General features: G+C 62.2%; 15 protein-coding genes. 7 read left to right on the forward strand and 8 right to left on the reverse strand.

Annotated elements, in window-relative coordinates; all coding sequences use genetic code 11:
- Positions 1 to 63: 63 nt before the first annotated feature.
- Positions 64 to 1,233, forward strand: coding sequence for an efflux RND transporter periplasmic adaptor subunit (locus BUA38_RS15600; RefSeq protein ID WP_072818988.1), 1,170 nt, complete (start codon positions 64 to 66; stop codon positions 1,231 to 1,233).
- 9 nt (positions 1,234 to 1,242) lie between these two features.
- Positions 1,243 to 4,413: an efflux RND transporter permease subunit gene (locus tag BUA38_RS15605; protein ID WP_072818990.1), complete on the forward strand. Its 3,171-nt coding sequence runs from the start codon at positions 1,243 to 1,245 to the stop codon at positions 4,411 to 4,413.
- A 43-nt stretch (positions 4,414 to 4,456) separates the two neighbouring features.
- Here the strand turns inward: BUA38_RS15605 and BUA38_RS15610 are convergent, their stop codons facing one another.
- A complete protein-coding gene (locus BUA38_RS15610) occupies positions 4,457 to 5,458 on the reverse strand; it encodes an NADP-dependent oxidoreductase (RefSeq protein ID WP_072818991.1) in 1,002 nt (333 codons plus the stop codon).
- Between the two features lie 200 nt (positions 5,459 to 5,658).
- On the opposite strand from BUA38_RS15610, the gene BUA38_RS15615 reads away from it, so the two are divergent.
- A complete protein-coding gene (locus BUA38_RS15615) occupies positions 5,659 to 6,948 on the forward strand; it encodes a dicarboxylate/amino acid:cation symporter (RefSeq protein ID WP_072818993.1) in 1,290 nt (429 codons plus the stop codon).
- A 12-nt stretch (positions 6,949 to 6,960) separates the two neighbouring features.
- Positions 6,961 to 7,887, forward strand: coding sequence for an amino acid ABC transporter substrate-binding protein (locus BUA38_RS15620; protein WP_072818995.1), 927 nt, complete (start codon positions 6,961 to 6,963; stop codon positions 7,885 to 7,887).
- A 218-nt stretch (positions 7,888 to 8,105) separates the two neighbouring features.
- Here BUA38_RS15620 and BUA38_RS15625 read toward each other — a convergent pair whose 3' ends face one another.
- From BUA38_RS15625 to BUA38_RS15635, 3 genes are all read right to left on the reverse strand, one after another.
- A complete protein-coding gene (locus tag BUA38_RS15625) occupies positions 8,106 to 8,363 on the reverse strand; it encodes a hypothetical protein (RefSeq protein ID WP_072818996.1) in 258 nt (85 codons plus the stop codon).
- A 71-nt stretch (positions 8,364 to 8,434) separates the two neighbouring features.
- Positions 8,435 to 9,751 carry a bifunctional folylpolyglutamate synthase/dihydrofolate synthase gene (locus BUA38_RS15630; protein WP_072818998.1) on the reverse strand — a complete coding sequence of 439 codons (1,317 nt, stop codon included), beginning with the start codon at positions 9,749 to 9,751 and terminating at the stop codon, positions 8,435 to 8,437.
- Positions 9,744 to 10,748, reverse strand: a complete 1,005-nt coding sequence (locus BUA38_RS15635; protein WP_072819000.1) for an ATP-grasp domain-containing protein — start codon at positions 10,746 to 10,748, stop codon at positions 9,744 to 9,746. Before BUA38_RS15635 ends, BUA38_RS15630 begins: the two co-directional genes overlap by 8 nt.
- A 331-nt stretch (positions 10,749 to 11,079) precedes the next feature.
- Here BUA38_RS15635 and BUA38_RS15640 point away from each other — a divergent pair, with 331 nt between their 5' ends.
- A complete protein-coding gene (locus BUA38_RS15640; RefSeq protein WP_072819002.1) occupies positions 11,080 to 11,853 on the forward strand; it encodes a ferredoxin--NADP reductase in 774 nt (257 codons plus the stop codon).
- Between the two features lie 25 nt (positions 11,854 to 11,878).
- Here the strand turns inward: BUA38_RS15640 and BUA38_RS15645 are convergent, their stop codons facing one another.
- The gene (locus BUA38_RS15645; protein WP_072819003.1) at positions 11,879 to 12,211 is read right to left on the reverse strand and encodes a DHCW motif cupin fold protein; all 333 of its coding nucleotides are present in this window, start codon (positions 12,209 to 12,211) and stop codon (positions 11,879 to 11,881) included.
- A 205-nt stretch (positions 12,212 to 12,416) separates the two neighbouring features.
- Between BUA38_RS15645 and BUA38_RS15650 the strand changes: the two genes are divergently transcribed.
- Together BUA38_RS15650 and BUA38_RS15655 are read left to right on the forward strand one after the other, a co-directional pair.
- Complete coding sequence (locus BUA38_RS15650) at positions 12,417 to 13,289, forward strand: patatin-like phospholipase family protein (protein WP_072819005.1); 873 nt, start codon at positions 12,417 to 12,419, stop codon at positions 13,287 to 13,289.
- A 203-nt stretch (positions 13,290 to 13,492) separates the two neighbouring features.
- Positions 13,493 to 15,124: an FMN-binding glutamate synthase family protein gene (locus BUA38_RS15655; RefSeq protein ID WP_072819007.1), complete on the forward strand. Its 1,632-nt coding sequence runs from the start codon at positions 13,493 to 13,495 to the stop codon at positions 15,122 to 15,124.
- Position 15,125: 1 nt separating this feature from the next.
- On the opposite strand, the gene BUA38_RS15660 is transcribed toward BUA38_RS15655, so the two are convergent.
- Genes BUA38_RS15660 through BUA38_RS15670 form a run of 3 tightly spaced genes read right to left on the reverse strand, consistent with a single transcriptional unit; the run spans position 15,126 to position 18,913 of the window.
- Positions 15,126 to 16,436 carry an AAA-associated domain-containing protein gene (locus tag BUA38_RS15660; protein ID WP_072819009.1) on the reverse strand — a complete coding sequence of 437 codons (1,311 nt, stop codon included), beginning with the start codon at positions 16,434 to 16,436 and terminating at the stop codon, positions 15,126 to 15,128.
- A gap of 17 nt (positions 16,437 to 16,453) precedes the next feature.
- Positions 16,454 to 18,187 carry an ABC transporter permease gene (locus BUA38_RS15665; protein ID WP_072819010.1) on the reverse strand — a complete coding sequence of 578 codons (1,734 nt, stop codon included), beginning with the start codon at positions 18,185 to 18,187 and terminating at the stop codon, positions 16,454 to 16,456.
- A 24-nt stretch (positions 18,188 to 18,211) separates the two neighbouring features.
- Complete coding sequence (locus BUA38_RS15670; protein WP_072819012.1) at positions 18,212 to 18,913, reverse strand: MgtC/SapB family protein; 702 nt, start codon at positions 18,911 to 18,913, stop codon at positions 18,212 to 18,214.
- Positions 18,914 to 19,177 lie beyond the last annotated feature (264 nt).

Consider the following 19,177-nt stretch of genomic DNA (forward strand, 5'->3'; position numbering starts at 1 on the left):
TGAACCAAATCGCACTTCGATAGACGTGTTTTGATTTAAAGCAGACTGCAATTGGGGCACGGGATGAGGTCTTCGCGTTTGCACAACGCTGCCACCGCCTCGCGTATCGCGTTTGCCGTGTCAGCATGCGCCATACTAAGCGCCTGCGAACAAAATACTTTCGTGCCGCCGCCACCGCCGAAGGTGGACGTCGCCGCGCCGATGCAGAAATCGATCACGCGCTATCTCGATGCCACCGGCAACACCGCACCGGTCAAATCGGTCGATCTGGTCGCGCGCGTGCAAGGCTTTCTGCAAACGATCAACTACAAGGACGGCAGTCCCGTAAAGGAAGGCACCACGCTGTTCACGATCGAGCCGGAGACCTACAAGCTCAAGGTCGATCAGGCGCAGGCGGCGGAAGCGGGCGCCCAGGCTTCGCTGAAACAGGCGGAGCTTGATTACAAGCGTCAGGTCGACCTGGTGCAGAAGCAAGCCGTGTCGCAGTCGACACTGGATACGTCCACGTCCAACCGCGACAATGCGCAGGCCAACCTTCAGCAGGCGCAGGCCAACACCAAAATCGCGCAGGTCAACTTCGGCTACACCAACGTCGCCGCGCCGTTTGACGGCATCGTGACGGCGCATCTTGTTTCGGTCGGCGAGCTCGTCGGCGTGGCGTCGCCGACGCAACTCGCCACCATCGTGGCAACCGATCCGATCTATGTGAATTTCAGCGTCAACGAACAGGACGTGCTGAGGATTCGCGAGGAAGCGCGCCGCCGCGGCATAACCGTCGATGACCTGCGCCAAATCCCGATCGAGATCGGGTTGCAGAGCGAGACTGGCTATCCGCACAAGGGCACGCTCGATTATGTCGCGCCCCAGCTCAACCAGTCGACAGGCACGCTCGCGGTGCGAGGCATTTTGAAAAATTCCGATCGCCAGTTGCTGCCCGGCTATTTCGCCCGGGTCCGGGTGCCGGTCGAGCAGAACGTCAAGGCGATGCTGGTTCCCGACGTCGCGCTCGGCAGCGATCAGGCCGGCCGCTATGTGCTGGTGGTCAATGCGGAGAATGTCGTCGAGCAGCGCAAGGTGACGGTTGGCCCGCTGGGAGGCGATCTACGCGTCATCGAAAGCGGGTTGAAGGTAGACGACAAGGTCGTCGTCGCCGGGCTGTTGCGCGCGATCCCGGGCCAGAAGGTCGATCCGCAGCCGAAGAATATCGAGTCCGGCGACGCCGCCGCGAAGTAGGAGCCGGCCATGATCTCGAAGTTCTTCATCGAGCGCCCGGTTCTTTCCAACGTCATCGCGATCCTGATGATCCTGATTGGCGGCGTGGCGCTGTTCAACCTCGCCATCGCCCAATATCCTGACGTGGTTCCTCCGACCGTGCAGGTCACGACCCGCTATCCCGGCGCCAGCGCCAAGACCGTGATCGACACCGTGGCGCTGCCGATCGAGCAGCAGGTCAACGGCGTCGAGGACATGATCTACATGCAGTCCTATAGCGGCGCCGACGGCACCTATACGCTGACGGTGACGTTCAAGATCGGCACGGACCTCAACTTCGCACAGGTCCTGGTCCAGAACCGCGTGTCGGCTGCGTTGTCGCAATTGCCGCAATCGGTGCAGAGCCAGGGCGTCACGGTGCAGAAGAAGTCCACGGCGATCCTACTGTTCGTGACGCTGACCTCGCCGAACGCGACCTACGACAGTCTGTTCCTGAGCAACTACGCCACCATCAATCTGCGCGATGAGCTCTCGCGCCTGCCGGGGGTGGGCAACGTCACGGTGTTCGGCGCCGGTCAATATTCGATGCGGGTCTGGCTCGATCCTAGCAAGCTGCAGGTTCGCGGGCTGATGCCGCAGGACATCATTGCCGCGATCCAGCAGCAGAGCCAGCAGGTCACTGCGGGCCAGATCGGCGCGCCGCCAACGCCGGCCGGGCAGGCATTCCAGTACACGCTCAATGTTGCCGGACGCCTCGACGACAAGACCGGGTTCGAGAACATCATCGTCAAGACCGGAAGCAACGGCGACGTTACGCGGGTGCGCGATGTCGGCTGGGTCGAACTCGGTGCGCAGACCTACAGCCAGGTCTTCTCGCTCAACAAGAAGCCTGCCGCCGGCGTCGGCGTGTTCCAGTCGCCGGGAGCCAACGCGCTCGAAGTCGAGAAGGCCGTCGAGAAGAAGATGACGGAGCTCGCCAAGGCCTTCCCGCAAGACGTCAAATACGACACCCCGTTCGACACCACCAAGTTCGTCCAGGCTTCGATCAACGAGGTCTACAAGACCCTGTTCGAAGCGGGCCTGCTGGTGCTGATCGTGATCCTGGTGTTTTTGCAGGACTGGCGCGCGATGCTGGTGCCGGCGACCACGGTGCCGGTGACCATCATCGGCGCGTTCGCCGCGATGGCGGCGCTCGGCTTCACGGTCAATCTGTCGACGTTGTTTGCCATCGTGCTCGCGATCGGCATCGTGGTTGACGACGCCATCGTCGTGGTGGAGGGCGCCGCGCACAACATCGAACAGGGCATGTCCGGCCACGATGCCGCGATCAAGGCGATGGATGCGCTGTTCGCGCCGATCGTCGGCATCACGCTGGTGCTGATCTCGGTGTTCCTGCCGGCCGCGTTCCTGCCGGGTCTTACCGGGCGAATGTATGCGCAATTCGCACTCGTGATCGCCGCAACCGCGCTGTTGTCGGCCGTCAACGCCGCGACGCTGAAGCCGACGCAATGCGCGCTGTGGCTGCGCCGGCCGGTGCCGCCGGAGCAGCGCAACTTGTTCTATCGCGGCTTCAACGCCGTCTATGCGCGCGTGGAGCGCGGCTATAGCTCGCTGATCGGCAGCCTGGTGCGGCACAGCGGCGTGTCCGTGATCGGCGCGCTGATCCTGATCGTTCTCGGCGGCTACGGCCTGTCACGCGTCCCGACCGGCTTCATTCCCATCGAGGACCAGGGCTATCTGCTGGCCGCCGTGCAATTGCCTGACGGTGCCGCGCTCGACCGCACCCAGAATGTGTTGGACCACGTGCAGGAGATCGCGAGTACGCAGCAGGGCGTCGACCAGATCATGACCATCGCTGGGATATCGGCGCTCGACAACAGTTCGAGCCTCGCCAATGCCGGCGTTGCCTATATCGTGCTCAAGGATTGGAGCCAGCGCGGCAAGGGCGAGGACCTGCGTTCGCTGTTCACAGGCCTGAACGAAAAGCTGTCGACCATTCAGGAGGCGCGCATCCTGGTCATTCCACCGCCGCCGATCCAGGGCATCGGCAACGCGGCAGGCTTTGCCATGCAGGTCGAGCTGCGCGACGGAAATTCCGACTTCAGCAAGCTACAGGCCATCACCGATGCGATAATTTCCAATGGGCAGTCGCAAAGCGCGCTGCAACGCGTCTCGTCGTCGTTCCGCGCCATGGTGCCGCAATTCGACATCGAGGTGGATCGTGTCAAGACGCAGACGCTGTTCGTCACCACCGACCAGATCTTCTCGACGCTATCAAGTTATGTCGGCGCGTCCTACGTCAACCAGTTCAACAAATTTGGCCGCACCTTCCAGGTCTACACTCAGGCTGATTCCCAGTTCCGCCTGACCACACGCGACATCGAGAACCTGATGGTGCGCAACTCGCAAGGCGACATGATTCCGATCGGCACCGTGGCGAAAGTGACGCCGACCGTCGGTCCGTCGCTGATCAGCCTTTACAACCTCTACCCGTCATCGACCGTCATTGGTCTGCCATCGCAGGGCTTCAGCTCCGGCGAGTCGATGAAGCTGATGGAGGAGATCGCGGCGAAGACGCTGCCGCGCGGCGCCGGCTATGAATGGACGGCGATGTCCTACCAGGAGAAGATCGTCGGCGCGCAACTCTATCTGGTGTTCGGCCTTGCCATGCTGCTGGTCTATCTGGTGCTCGCCGGGCAGTATGAGAGCTGGTATGCGCCGATCTCCGTCATACTGGCGGTGCCGCTGTCGCTGCTCGGCCCGATGGCGGTGCTGACCGTCCTGCGCATCGACAACAATCTCTATACCCAGATCGGGTTGATCCTGCTGATCGCGCTGTCGGCGAAGAACGCCATCCTGATTGTCGAGGTAGCGCTCGAACTGCATGTGCGCGACGGCAAGCCGATCATGGAATCGGCTATCGAAGCCGCGCGCGCCCGTTTCCGGCCGATCCTGATGACGTCCTTCGCGTTCATCCTGGGCGTCGTTCCCCTGGTACTCGCGACCGGGGCCGGCGCCAGCGCCCGAAAATCGATCGGCATCACCGTGTTCTCAGGCATGATCGCCTCGACCTGCCTTGCCGTGCTGTTCGTGCCGACATTCTTTGTCGTGGTGCAGCGCTTCGAGAACTGGCTTGCCGAACGCAAGGGCAACAAGGCCGGCGCGCAGACGGCCGGCGGTACGCCGGGCAGGGCGCCATAGCCGTTCGAAGAACGACGTCGCTTCCGTTGCTTATGTCAGGCCCTCACACCTTGACCATCCGCTTGCCGCGGTTTTCGCCGGCGAGCAGGCCGATCAGTGCCTGTGGCGTGTTCTCAAGCCCGCTGATGATGTCCTCCTGGACCTTGAGCGCGCCGGAAGCGACCCAGGATTGCAGGTCGCGCAGCGCCTCGTTGCGTCGCTCCATATAGTCCATCACGATGAAGCCCTGCACGGTGAGCCGCTTGACCACGATCAAGCCCGGCACGCCGCGCGGCCCGGTCGCCGATGGCGCGCCGTCATATTGCGAGATCGCGCCGCAGCAGGCGATGCGGCCGTTGTTGTTCATCTGCGCGAGGCACGCTTCGAAGATATCGCCGCCGACATTGTCGAAGTAAACGTCGATGCCGTTTGGCGCGGCGGCCTTGAGCGCCTTGAAAACCGCGCCGTCCTTGTAGTCAACGGCGGCATCGAAACCGAGTTCGGAAGTGAGCCAATGGCATTTGTCCTTGCCGCCGGCGATGCCGACGACTTTGCAGCCCTTGATCCTGGCGATCTGGCCGACGATCGAGCCGACCGAGCCGGCGGCCGCGGACACCACCACGGTCTCGCCGACCTTGGGCTTGCCGACGTCGAGCAGCCCGAAATAGGCGGTGAGGCCGGCGATGCCATAGACGCTGAGCAGGTAGGTCATCGGCTCGATCTTCGGCATCTTGCTCAGATGTTTTGCGGGGACCGCCGCATACTCCTGCCAGCCGGTGTCGCCAAACACGATGTCGCCTTCAGCCAACCCGGGCGACTTCGACGAGATCACCTCGGCAATGCCACCTCCTGCCATCACCGTGTTGGCCTCGACCGCCGCGCGATAGGTCGCGCCGTGCATCCAGGCTCGGTTGGCAGCGTCGAGCGAGATATAGCGCACCTTCAACAGGGCTTCGCCGTCGCGCGGCTGCGGGATGGTTCCATTCCGCATATCGAAATGCTCCGGTCCGAGCTTTCCGGCCGGCTTATCCACGAGAAGGATCTGGCGATTGATGCCGCTATTCATGGCTTCCTCCCTGGCTGTTCTTGAATTGGCTGTTCTTAAAGCAGGTGGCGCGCAAGAAATGCGCATCCCCTGCATTGTGCATTGCATAACAGGCTATTCCGATGCCGCCCGTTCCACAACGGTAACATCGTGGCCTTTGATGCGTGTTGCGTCGGCTATGAAATCTGCCAAACTCAGAGGCTTGTGAACGGGGGTAAGACATGTCCAACAGGTTTACGCAATACATCCTCATCGCGATGGCGCTTGGCATCGTGATGGGGACGCTGGTCTTCAACTATCTGCCCGACAGCCGCGCCGAGATCGCGGCCGACGTAAACCTGATCGCCATGCTGTTTTTGCGCCTGATCAAGATGATCATCGCACCGCTCGTGTTCGCAACCCTCGTCGGCGGCATCGCTCACATGGGGAGCGGCGCCAAGCTTGGGCGCATCTTTGCCAAGACCATGGGCTGGTTCGTCAGCGCCTCATTCGTGTCGCTGCTGCTTGGCCTCGTGATGGTCAACCTGTTACAGCCCGGCGCCAACTTCCCGGGCACGCTGCCCGACAAGGCGCAGTCGACCGGATTGCCGGTGTCGGCGTTCTCGATCGAAAAATTCCTGACCCATCTGATTCCGACCTCGATTGCGGATGCGATGGCGCAGAACGAAATCCTGCAGATCGTCGTGTTTGCCGTGTTCTTCGCGGTTGCGCTCGGCGCGATGCCCGAACGGTCGAAGCCGATCATGGGACTGATCGATGATCTCGCCCATATCATGCTCAAGGTCACCGGCTACGTCATGCTGTTTGCGCCGATCGCGGTGTGGGCCGCGATCATGGCGACCGTGTCGAAGAACGGCCTCGGCGTGCTGTGGAAGCTCATCGTGTTCATGGGCGGTTTCTACCTTTCGCTGCTGCTCCTCTGGGGCATCCTCGTCATCGTCGGCTTCGTCGTCATCGGACCGAGATACAGCCACTTGCTGCGGCTGATCCGCGAACCCCTGATGATCGCGTTCTCGACAGCGTCGTCGGAGGCCGCCTATCCGAAGACGCTCGAGGGCTTAAATCGCTTCGGCGCCTCGTCGCGGATCTCGGCATTCGTGCTGCCGCTCGGCTACTCGTTCAATCTCGACGGCACGATGATGTATTGCACGTTCGCGAGCATCTTCATCGCGCAGACCTACCAGATCCCGATGTCGCTCGGCACGCAGCTCGCGATGCTCGCGACATTGATGATCACATCGAAGGGCGTTGCCGGCGTTCCCCGCGCTTCGCTGGTGGTGATCGCCTCGACGCTCAGCCAGTTCGGGATTCCCGAGGCCGGACTGCTGATGATCATGGGCATCGATACCTTTCTCGACATGGGCCGCAGCGCCACCAACGTGATCGGCAACTCGCTCGCGACCTCGGTGGTGGCAAAATGGGAGGGCGAGCTGAAGACCGAGCATGAACTCGGACCGGACGACGCCGTGCCCTCGGACACCGTTCCTGGCGACGCCGTGCCAGCGCACTGACGGGAGGGCGTGATGCGCCAAACGGTGCGAAGATCGATTGGGGCCTGCGGCCTATGGCTCGCAGGCTGCCTGGTGGCCACGGCCGCAGGCGCCCAGACCTCCGGCGAAGGGCTCAGTCCGACGCTGGCCGCCATCAAGAGCCGGCACGTCGTGCATCTCGGCTATCGTGAAAGCTCGCCGCCGTTCTCTTTCCTCGACCAGGCCAACCGGCCGATCGGCTATAGCCTCGAACTGTGCGAGGCGATCGTGGAAGAGATCGGCGCCGAGGTCGACGACCCCGCCCTCAAGATCGAATACGTGAAGGTCACTTCCGACGACCGCATTCCCGCGGTCGTGCAGGGCAAGATCGATCTGGAGTGCGGCTCGACTACAGCCAATGCCGAACGTGCGAAACAAGTGGCGTTCTCGCCGCTGATGTTCGTGGCCGGCACCAAGCTGATGGTGCCGAAGGCTTCCACGATTTCGGCGCCGAAAGACCTGCAAGGCAAGACGGTCGTCGTCACCAAGGGGACGACCAACGAGCAGGCGATGCATGCGGTCGACAAGAAGTTCAACCTTGGTCTGAATATCGTGACCGGCTCCGATCACGAGCAGTCCTATCAGATGCTGGTGGACGGCAAGGTCGATGCCTTTGCGACCGACGACATCCTGCTTTACGGCCTGATCACGCGGCACAAGTCGCAGGACAAATTCAAGGTCACCGGCGATTACCTGTCCTATGATCCGTACGGCATCATGTTCCGCAAGGGAGAGCCGCAACTCGCGGCGGTTGTGGAACGCACGTTCCGCAAGCTTGGCACCAACCACGACCTCGTCCCGCTCTACAACAAGTGGTTCGTGTCCCGCATGCCGACCGGCGAGCGGATGAACGTGGCGATCTCGCCGCAGCTCGAAGACGCCTTCAAGGCGCTCGACGATAGCGATGGCGTGAGCAACTAGTTCAGATCCCGCGGGCCACCAGTGCCGCCTATTTGACGTTCCTGCAGCACAAGCCGCGAGTCCGCCTCAGGAACGTCAAATAGAAAAAGCGGCACTAGAATTAATTAGTTTGCTAGTGCCCGTGACTTTCCGAAGTTCGTGAAAGGTGTGCGCCGAGGCGTAACTTCGGAAAGCGGGCACTAGGCTCGCGGGCGTGTCCTTTCGGACCGGCCTGAAAATTACTTGATGTGAAGCGCGGCCTTGGTGGCGTTGACGACGCTGTCGTAGGCCGCCTTGGTCTGGCCTGCGATGGTCGTGGCTTCGTATGTTGCGCCGGAGGAGAAACCGGTTTTCGGCCGCAGCCCGACCGCGACCTGGGTCTGGTTGAGCATATTGGCGAAGACCGACCCGGTCGCCGCCTTGGCCTGGTTCACGTTGTTTGCCTGCCTGTTGAGAAAGGCCGTGGTGGAAGACGAAACGGATGTCGTGTCGGTCATGGGACTCTCCCCCGGGAGACGTCGTCACCATCGGCTGGTTATGGTTAATGAATCGTTAACCGCAAAAACCTTCAGAAAAAGCCGAGCTGTTTCGGGTCCAGTCCGCGCGCCGTCGCGGCAAATTCGATCGCAGTGAATAATCCGCCGGCGACGTAGATTCGCCGCTTGAGCGAGGCGGCCAGCGCCCGGCTCGAGCTGAAAGCCTGCTCGATGGTGGCCGCTATTTCGATCCGCGCAACCGGATTGGCGCTGCGCATGGCGGCGGCGAGCGCGGCTGCGTCGCCGCCTTTGTGATGCGCAGAGGTGCAGATGATGGTGTCGAAGTGCGGCGCAAGCAGGCCGGCGATCTCGTCGGCCTTCTTGTCGAAGGAAACGCCAGCGACCAGGATCCAGTCTCGCGCTCCATAAATCCCGTGAAGCCCGGCGACCGATCGCCTGATGCCATCGGGGGTGTGACCGACGTCGATGACGGTCAGGGGATTTTGCGCGATCGTCTCGAGGCGCCCCGGCCAGTGCGCCTCACGCAAGCCGCTTCGTACGACCGCCCCAATTTGGGCGGCCGGGCCGTTGGGCCGCGTGCGCCCCATCCAGTCGATGACCAGCGCCGCTGCGATCGCGGCGTTGTTGAGCTGGAAGCCGCCGGGCATCGCGATATCGAGGTCGCGGACATCGTGGTGGCGAAAGGCGAGGTCGAAGCGGTGGCAGCCGGCTGTGGCGGATTCATTGCCGATCGAAACTTCGTCGCGGACGAACAGGCTCTCGACATTCCGGTTGCGGTTATATTCGACGATGTGCTGGCGCAAGCCGCGGCAATTCTCGCCATAGATGATGGTGCCGCCAGCGGCGCAGGCGTCGCTCTTGTCCGACACGATCAGTTCCAGCGAATTCCCGAGCAGTTCGACGTGCTCGTAATCGACCGAGGTAACCGTGGTGCTGCGACTGCCGAGCAAGCGAATGGGATCATAGCGTCCGCCGATCCCGGCCTCGAACACCATGACGTCGCAATCGTTGTCCTGAAAAAACAGGCAGGCCAGCGCGAACATGGCTTCAAACGCGCCGAACTTTTCCGCGCGACGTTTCGTAACGGCCGCGATTGCGGATTCGACGCGCGTGACGAGCTGGTGCAACAGTTCATCGTCGATCGGCACGCCGTCGATCTGAAACCGTTCGTTGACGCGAAACAGGTGCGGCGAGGTGAACAGGCCGGTGCGCAAGCCGCAAGCGCGTCCGATCGAGGCGCAGAAGGCCGCGGTCGAGCCCTTACCGTTCGATCCGGCAATGGCGATCGAGCGTTGCTGCAAGCGGCCGCGGTCGATGGCGAGCCGGTCCAGCAAGTCGGTCATCCGTGCGAGGCAGATGCCTTCGCCGTATTTTGGCAGGTCAAACATTGATAAGTCCGGCCGCAATAAAGCTATGACGCCAGATTTTCAGGATCAGATCCGGCCGCTGCAACTCCTCGAGCAAACGGATTGAGGGGTTGGAGTTCACTTCGATGATCGCGATGTCGTCCGGGTTGCCGCCGATGTCCGTAAACAGGTCGACGGCGGCGGCGCGCAGCCCGATCGCACGGGTCGCCTCCCGCGCCATCTTGAGCGCAGTCGGATGGGGCGAGGCGAACGTCATATGCCCGCCTGCGCTCAGATTGGTGCGGCCGTGAATTTTCCAGCGTTCGCCCGGGGCCAAGACTTGCTTGAGCTCGGCGGGCGCGATCCTGTCCGGATCGATCGCGGAAAGGCCGCGCGCCTCAAGCGTGGCGTTGTGCTCATGGAGCAGATCGCCAACGCTGCGCGCGCCATCGCCTTCGAGTGCGGCAGAGAATTTTCGCGCAGAATAGACGACCTCGTCGTCGAGCAGAAAAATCCGGTACTCGTCGCCGCTGACGACCGGCTGCATCAGGACCGCATCGTAGTATGCCGAAACCTCGTCCAGATACCGCTCTAGCGCGGGCTCGCCATCGACGGTTTGCGCATAATCTCCACGCGACCCCGTCAGCGGTTTGAGGAAGGCGCTTGCGTTCAGCGTCTTGAAGTAGGCGAAAGCGTCCGCACGGTCGTGGCCGGTCGGCCGCAAGCCACGGTGCCGCTCGCTCAGGAAGAAATAGCCGCCGCCGAGGTTCGGGATTCCCCGCGCTTTGAGAATGCAGTTGGCGAAATATTTGTCGGAGGCGAGCGTCGCTGCTGTCGCATTGTTTTGCGGATACCAGGAGCAGCGACCGGCGCCGAAATAAACGGAGGTGGATGCCGAGGTGGCACGAAAGACCAGCCCGGTGCCGCCGTCGATGCTTTCAAAGTCCAGACCAAGCTCGGCGCAGGCAAAGGCGGCGTACACCGCCTGATCCGGATAGTAGGCGGGCTTTCCCGCGCGAAATTCCCGCAACTTTCGCATGCAATATCGGGCGATCTGACATTCCGGCTGTTTCGAAGAATATCTCTAACGTTTTTTGTGCGCCCGGTGCGGCAATTAATCACCGAATTGCGCGTGTTCTCAGCAAGTTAATTGCACGGGAACGGCCACGCGGAGAAGGTTTTCCACGAAAGTCGTGCAAGATGGCTGGCCCTGCAATTTTCGAACCCTTATCCCGCATCGCAGCATATTGACACTGGCCGAAAATGGGGTAGTTGAAGGCCATAATTCCTCAATCGCCACAGTGGCTTCCGCTGTTTGGAGCGGCGGGTCCCTGTCGGCTTTCGCAAGACGGAATCGGAAAAGCAGGCCCATGAGCGCGTTTCATCGAGAGAAGGTTCTTTCCGTTCGGCACTGGACGGACACGCTGTTCAGCTTCCGCGCCACGCGTGACACCGGCTTTCGATTCCAGAATGGCCAGTTCGCCATGATCGGCCTTGAGGTCGATGGCCGGCCCTTGCTGCGCGCTTATTCGATGGCGAGCGCCAATCACGAAGAACAACTCGAGTTCTTTTCGATCAAGGTGGCCGATGGTCCGCTCACCTCGCGCCTGCAAAAGATCAAGGAAGGCGACACCATCCTGGTCGGCCGTAAGGCGACCGGCACGCTGATCACCGACAACCTGCTTCCGGGCAAGCGCCTGCTTTTGCTATCGACCGGAACCGGCCTTGCTCCGTTTGTCAGCCTGATCAAGGACCCCGATGTCTATGACAGGTTCGAGCAGATCGTGCTCGTGCACGGCTGCCGTCAGGTTTCCGAACTCGCCTACGGCGAGGAGGTCGTCAGGAATTTGCAGAGCGACGAATTGTTCGGACCGCTGCTCGCCGAAAAGCTCACTTATTATCCGACGGTCACTCGCGAACCCTTCCGCAACCGCGGCCGCATCACCGACTTGATCACGTCGAAGCAGATTTTCAACGATATCGGCCAGGAGCCGCTGAATATTGAAGGCGACCGCATCATGATGTGCGGCAGCCCGGCGATGCTCGAAGAGCTGCGTCAGATGTTCGACGGCCGTGGCTTCTCGGAAGGAAACCACAGCGAGCCCGGTCACTTCGTGATCGAGAAGGCGTTCGTGGAGCGCTAAGCTCCCGCAGCGTTTCGCATCCCTCTCAGTCGACGATAAACAATTTCGCGCCGATCTTTGTCGACGACCGGTGTGCGGCATCGCCAAGATCCGAGACCTGATAGCTCATGCCTGGCCGTAGCGTGAAGCTGCGGCCGTCGCGCAACTCGGTGACAAGCTCTCCCTCCAGCACGTAAAGCACATGGCCGCGGTCGCACCAGTGATCGGCGAGATATCCGGCCGTGTATTCGACCATCCGCACACGCACGTCGCCGATATTCAGGGTACGCCAGAGCGCCTGCCCGGTCTCGCCGGGATGGGTGGTGGCCGCGACCTGGCTCCAGTCGGTGACGGTGAAGGGCAGTGTTGGAATCTTCATGGGCAATATCCTGAAATCTTACGCGCGAACCATATCCATCGGCGCGCGATTGTCACGATCTTCTCACCCTCCGTTCACGGCCCGCTATTCCACAGGTGTCCGCGCCACACCTGTTCTTGATGATGCGCCCCGCAGCACCGTTTGCTATAGTTTGCCAAAATGACGCGCGCTTATCGGGCGACGCGTTGAGTTCGGGGGGAGATCCTTGTCCGCGTCGGTTCAAGACGATAGGGCGAAGACGGCGTTCGTCTTCGCCGGCGGCGGCAGCTTTGGTGCAATCCAGGTCGGCATGCTGCACTCGCTGATCGCCAACGGCGTTACCGCCGATATGGTGGTCGGTTCCAGCGTCGGCGCCATCAATGGCGCTTATTATGCCGGTTGCCCGACACTGAAAGGCGTTCTCGAGTTAGAGACCATCTGGCGCGGGTTGACGCGTCACGACGTTTTCCCGGTCACCTGGCGAACGCTATTGGGATTTCTCTGGCGGCGGGATTTCCTGATCCCCCATGACGGCATTCGCAAGCTGCTCGAGGATCATCTGCCGTTTCGTAACCTGCAAGACGCGCGGCTTCCCCTGCACATCGTCACCACCGACATCGTGTCCGGCGAGACCGTCGTGCTTTCGGAAGGATCGGCGGTGGAAGCCATCGTCGCCTCTACCTCGATCCCTGGCGCGTTTGCGCCCGTGCCCTACAAGGACCGATTTCTCGCCGACGGCGCGATTGCTGCCAACACGCCGGTCAGGGTTGCGGTCGCGAAGGGCGCGCGCCGCCTGATCATCCTGCCGACCGGCTATGCCTGCGCAGCCGATACGCCACCGGTGGGTGCGGTTGCCAATGCGCTGCACGCGTTGACGTTGCTGATTGCACGGCAGCTCGTGGATGAGCTGGAACAGCTGCCGCCCGACATCGAATATTTCGTCGTGCCGCCTTTGTGCCCGTTGGTGGGATCGCCTTATGATTTCTCGCTGACGTCAAACCTGATCGAGCGCTCAATCAAAAGCACGGACGACTGGCTGGCCCATCACGGTCTGGAGAAGCAGCACATTCCCGGTGAACTCCGGAATCACGACCACTGAGCGCCTTTGTCGGGGGGATGGTAACCGCCACGTTGCAGTGCGAAAGTGGGTCGTCGCAGGGGCCTGGCCACCCGGACGGATTGATCATTCAGTCAATCATTGGGTAGCCTCGGCAATAGGCCAAATCGGCTGCCGACAATTGTCATATCCGTGACCGTTGTCGCCGATATCGTGGATAGACCGGCAACCTGCCTGAGGGACCCATGGAAACATTGATGCTGCCGTTCTCACCGCGTTTCATCATTCTCACGATCTGCTCCGTGGTGACGGCGCTGCTTCTCGGCATCGGTATCGTCGACCACAAGGCGTTCGACCTGATCCTCATTCCATTGGTGGTCTTTGGCGCGCTGACGCTGCTCGGCATTCGCGATCTGACGCAGAAGAGCCATGCGGTGTTGCGCAACTATCCGATCTCGGCGCATTTGCGATTTCTGCTCGAGGAAATCCGCCCCGAGATGCGGCAATACTTCTTCGAGAGCGAGAAGGACGGCATGCCGTTCTCCCGCGATACCCGCGCGGTGATCTATCAGCGGGCCAAGATGGTGCTCGACAAGCGGCCGTTCGGCACGCAGGAGGACGTCTATCGCGACGGCTACGAATGGATTCACCACTCGGTGGCGCCGAAGGTTCACGCAAACCAGAATTTTCGCATCACCGTCGGCGGACCGGATTGCGCCAAGCCGTATTCAGCGTCGGTCTTCAACATCTCGGCGATGAGCTTTGGGGCGCTCAGCCCCAACGCGGTGCGCGCGCTCAATGCCGGCGCCAAGAAGGGCAGCTTCGCCCACGATACCGGCGAAGGCGGCGTCAGTCCTTATCACCGCGAGAACGGTGGCGACATTATCTGGGAAATCGGCTCCGGCTATTTCGGCTGCCGCAACCGCGACGGCAGCTTCAATCCGGAAGAATTCGCACGCGTCGCCGCCGACGACCAGATCAAGATGGTCGAACTCAAGATCAGCCAGGGCGCCAAGCCCGGGCATGGCGGCGTGCTGCCGGCGGCAAAAGTCTCCGAGGAGATTTCGCGGATCCGGGGCGTCGCGATGAACGAGGATTGCATCTCGCCGGCCTTTCACCGCGCGTTCTCGACGCCATTGCAGATGATGGCCTTTATCGGCGAGATGCGCCGACTGTCCGGCGGCAAGCCGGCCGGCTTCAAGCTCTGCATCGGTCATCCCTGGGAGTTTTTGGCGATCTGCAAGGCGATGCTGGAAACCGGCATCTATCCTGATTTCATTGTGGTCGACGGCAATGAAGGCGGCACCGGCGCGGCCCCGCTCGAATTCATGGATCACATGGGCATGCCGATGCGTGAGGGCGTCAATTTCGTCCACAACGCGCTGGTCGGCGTCAATGCGCGCAGCCGAATTCGTATCGGCGCTTCCGGCAAGATCGCGACCGCCTTCGACATGGCACGCGCGATGGCGATCGGGGCCGACTGGTGCAATTCGGCGCGCGGTTTCATGTTCGCGCTTGGCTGCATCCAGTCGCTGAGTTGCCATACCGACCGCTGCCCGACCGGTGTGACCACGCAAGACCCTTCGCGTAACCGCGCATTGGTCGTGCCGCACAAGATCGAACGGGTCTACAACTATCACCACGCCACGCTGCACGCGCTGGCGGAGCTGTTGGCGGCCGCCGGGCTCGACCATCCGCAGGACCTGCGGCCGATCCATTTCTCGCAGCGGACCTCGACCACCGAGGTGCAGACCTTCGCCAAGCTCTACCCGTCGCTGCGGCCGGGCGAACTGATCGACGGCACCAACGATCCTCGCTTCGTCGACGCCTGGGCGATGGCGCGGGCGGATACCTTTGCGCCGACGGGTCTAAACTGAGCTAGTGCGGGTTTTCCAGGCTGAAGGTTTCCGACTGCTCGTCATAAGCGAACAGCTCGGCGTAGCGTCCCCATGAGATGATGGTCTTCAGCGTCTCGTCGGCAGCGCCCTCGCTCATGTAATCCTCGAGTTCGTTGCGGAAGCGCGCCTCGGGCGCGTTGTGCGACGGCCGCTCATCCAGCACGCGCTTGATCAGACCGACCACCGGCACGTAAGTGGTCATGTGCTCGGCGAACAGCTTTTTGCGTGCGTCGGTCTCCAGATTCGCAAAGCGCTTGCCGGCATCGGTCAGCATCAGATCGCCTTCGCTCAATTGGGCAAAGCGCAGCAGTTGCAGGGACTCGCCGAGGTGGAAGATCTCGTCCGCCTCGAGTTGTAGGTGGTTCGCCAGAACCGGCAAGTCGGCATGACCGTTGTAGGGAGGGGCCGCCAGCGTCTCGAGTAGACCCGAGAGTACGTTGGACGACACGTGGTTGAGGATCATGCCGACGCCGGTGCCCTGAATGCCTTCGAGGGTGGGCGACTTGGCCTGCGCACGCTGGGTCATGCGGGCATAGATGCTGTCGACCAATTGCCGGAACGCGGGATCGAGGCGATTACGCGGATGCGGGAAGTCGACCTTGATCTCGGCGGCGACGCGGCCGGGATTGGACGAAAACACCAGGATGCGGTCGCACATCAGCACCGCCTCCTCGATGTTGTGGGTCACCATCAACACCGATTTGATCGGCAAGCGGCCTTCGATCCAGAGATCGATCAGGTCGGTTCGGAGTGTCTCGGCCGTCAGCACGTCGAGCGCCGAGAACGGTTCGTCCATCAGCAGCAGGTCGGGATGCACGACCAGCGCGCGCGCAAAGCCGACGCGCTGACGCATGCCGCCCGACAATTCCTTCGGGTAGGCGGATTCAAATCCGTCGAGGCCGATCAGGTCGATCGCGGCCAGTGCGCGCTTGCGGCGCTCGGCGCTGTCCACGCCCAACGCCTCAAGCCCGAGTTCGACGTTTTGCAGCACGGTCAGCCAGGGAAACAGCGCGAACGATTGAAACACCATGGAGACGCCGTTCGGCGGCCCCACGATGGTTTCGCCGCGGCATTTCGCGTCGCCCGAGGACGGCGAGACGAGACCGGCGATGATGCGCAAGAGCGTGGACTTGCCGGATCCGGAGCGGCCGAGCAGACCCACGATCTCGCCCGAACGGATCGTGAGATCGACCTTTTCGAGAACCAGAAGTTCCTCGCCGCTGCCTTTCGGGAATGAACGGCAGACGCCGCGGATATCGAGCAGGTTGGTATCCTTAGACGTATCGAGCATGGGACTTTCCTTACATCTTATCCGAGGCGAAGGCGGCGTTCTCCGAAGGCGTAAAGCGGCCTCCAGAGCAGGCGGTTGAACAGAGTGACGAGAACACACATCACGACGATGCCGAGCACCACGCGCGGGAAATCGCCGGCTTCGGTCGCCTGCGCTATATAGGAGCCCAGCCCCCTGGCCGTCAGATGGGTGTCGCCCCAGCTTGCGACTTCCGCGACGATGGACGCATTCCACGACCCGCCCGAGGCGGTGATGGCGCCGGTGATGTAATAGGGGAAGATTCCGGGCAGGATCGCCTTGAGCCACCACCGCCAGCCGCGCAGATGGAAGCTGCCGGCGGCTTCGCGCAGGTCGGTCGGGAAGGCGCTGGCGCCGGCAATCACATTGAACAGGATGTACCACTGGGTGCCCAGGATCATCAGCGGGCTGAGCCAGATATTGGCGTTGAGGCCAAAGTGCACGATGATCACGACGAAGACCGGAAAGGCGAGGTTGGCCGGGAAGGCGGCCAGAAACTGTGCCAGCGGCTGTACGCGTTCGGCGAGCTTCGGCCGAAGCCCGATCCAGACGCCGATCGGCACCCAGATCAACGACGCCAGTGCAATCAGTACGACCACGCGGGCCAGCGTGATGAAGCCGTCACCGATGGCCGTGAACACATCCGCAAGCTGCAGCGTGGTCGACATGAATTGATAGGCGCGCCAGCCGGCATAGCAGGTCGAGACCGCGATCAGCGCGAGCCAGAGCGTGTCGACCACACGCGACGAGACGCGGGACCCGAAAGAGAACCGCATGCCTTGCGGCAAGGTCACATGCAGGTTCGAAAAAACCTTGTTGGTGGCGGCAAAGGGCAGGGTGAGCGCCCGCAAGGCCCGCGTGCGGCGGAACAGGTCGAGCATCCAGGAGGTCGGCGCGGCGGCGGAAGCCGTCTGCTCGAAGCGGAACTTGTCCGCCCATGCCACCACCGGGCGGAATAGGAGTTGGTCATAGGCGATGATCACGAGCAGCATGGTCAGGATGGCATAGCCGATCGCCGGCAGGTTCTGCTGCGCGATGCCAAGCGCGACATAGGAGCCGATGCCGGGCAGGGTGACCGTGGTATTCCCCACGGTGATCGCCTCCGATGCCACGACGAAGAACCATCCGCCGGACATCGACATCATCGTGTTCCAGATCAGGCCGGGCATGGCGAAGGGTACGTCGAGCCGCCAGAAGCGCTGCCACCCCGAAAGATGAAAGCTCTTCGAGGCCTCCTCGAGATCCTTTGGTACGTTGCGGATCGACTGGTACAGACTGAACGTCATGTTCCAGGCCTGGCTCGTGAAGATCGCGAACACGCAAGCGAGCTCGGCGCCGAACACCTGGCCGGGGAACAGATTGAGGAAGAACACCACCGTAAAGGTGAGAAAGCCGAGGATCGGCACCGATTGCAGGATGTCGAGCAGCGGGATCAGCACCATCTCGGCGCGGCGGCTTTTGGCGGCAAGGGCCGCGTAGACGAAGGTAAAAATGATCGAGCAGACGATGGCGAGCAGCATGCGCATCGTCGTCCGCAGCGCATAGAGCGGCAAATGGATCGGATCGAGTGACACCGGGGAGGTATCGAGCGCCGACAGCGGCAGCGTGGTCTGCTCGCCGCCATAGACGATCAGCACCAGCGCGCCGACCACCAGGATCAGCGCGACGGCGTCCCAGACGTTCGGCCGCAACGCCTGCCCCAGTCTCGGCGACAGAATATCATCCAGCGTCATGCGTACTGCCTCATATGCGATGCGTTATTCGAGAACGGGCGCGACGCTCCAGCTCGCCGCCGAAACGGTCGACTCCAGGCTGAGGCGGCCGACGACCTGCTCGAGCACCGCGTCGTTCTTGGCGGGCGAGGTAAGTAGCGCCGTGACCTCGACACGTCCGGCTTCCTCGATGTCGGTAGAGTCGAGCTGGCGCAGGCTGAGATGGCCGTTCGCGGAGCTCTGCAATAGCAGCGCCCGGATATGGGCCTCTTCCGGGCTTCGGCACACCACCCGAACGCTGTAGCGGAAATCGCTTTCGGCCTGAACGATCGGCTGCCGGTTGATGAGCCGCACCAGCGGACGCAGCGTCAGGTTGACCAGCACGACAAAGGCCGTGGCGGCAGCGGCGTGCAGCGGATGGCCGCTGCCGGCGAGCAGTCCCACCGCCGCCGAACACCACAGCGTCGCTGCGGTATTGAGGCCGCTGACCTGAAGTCCCTCGCGAAAGATGATGCCGGCCCCGAGGAAGCCGATCCCCGAGACGACTTGCGCCGCCACGCGGGTCGGACTTCCGTCGTCGGGAAACAGGCTTTCGAAAACAACAAAGCTCGCTGCGCCGATTGCAACCAGCGTATTGGTGCGCAGCCCGGCCATCCGCTGGCGCCATTGGCGCTCAAAACCGATGCAGGCGCCGAGCAGCGTCGCCACGCCGAGGTTGAACGCGGTCTGTTCGATCGATGTGATCATGACCAAACCCCCGTCCGGCGTAGCGGATGGCGGTCAGGCCGTGGGCGTGCGCCCGACAGGCCCACCCAGATAGTCTGGCTGTTCTTGTTGAACATCGCTCGCCTCCACGTCCGCGATCCACGCGGCAGGCCGGTGAGCGACCGGCCGCCTAGGGGCGACCGTCCATCCTCACGCAGCAAGAGCCGGCGCGATCGAACCAGAATGTTGCCGGCATCGCAGGCCCAGTCGTCGCCGGGGTGACGTTGCCGAAGGTGGTACTGCCCA

This window comes from Bradyrhizobium erythrophlei (genome assembly GCF_900142985.1).
GTDB lineage: Bacteria > Pseudomonadota > Alphaproteobacteria > Rhizobiales > Xanthobacteraceae > Bradyrhizobium > Bradyrhizobium erythrophlei_B.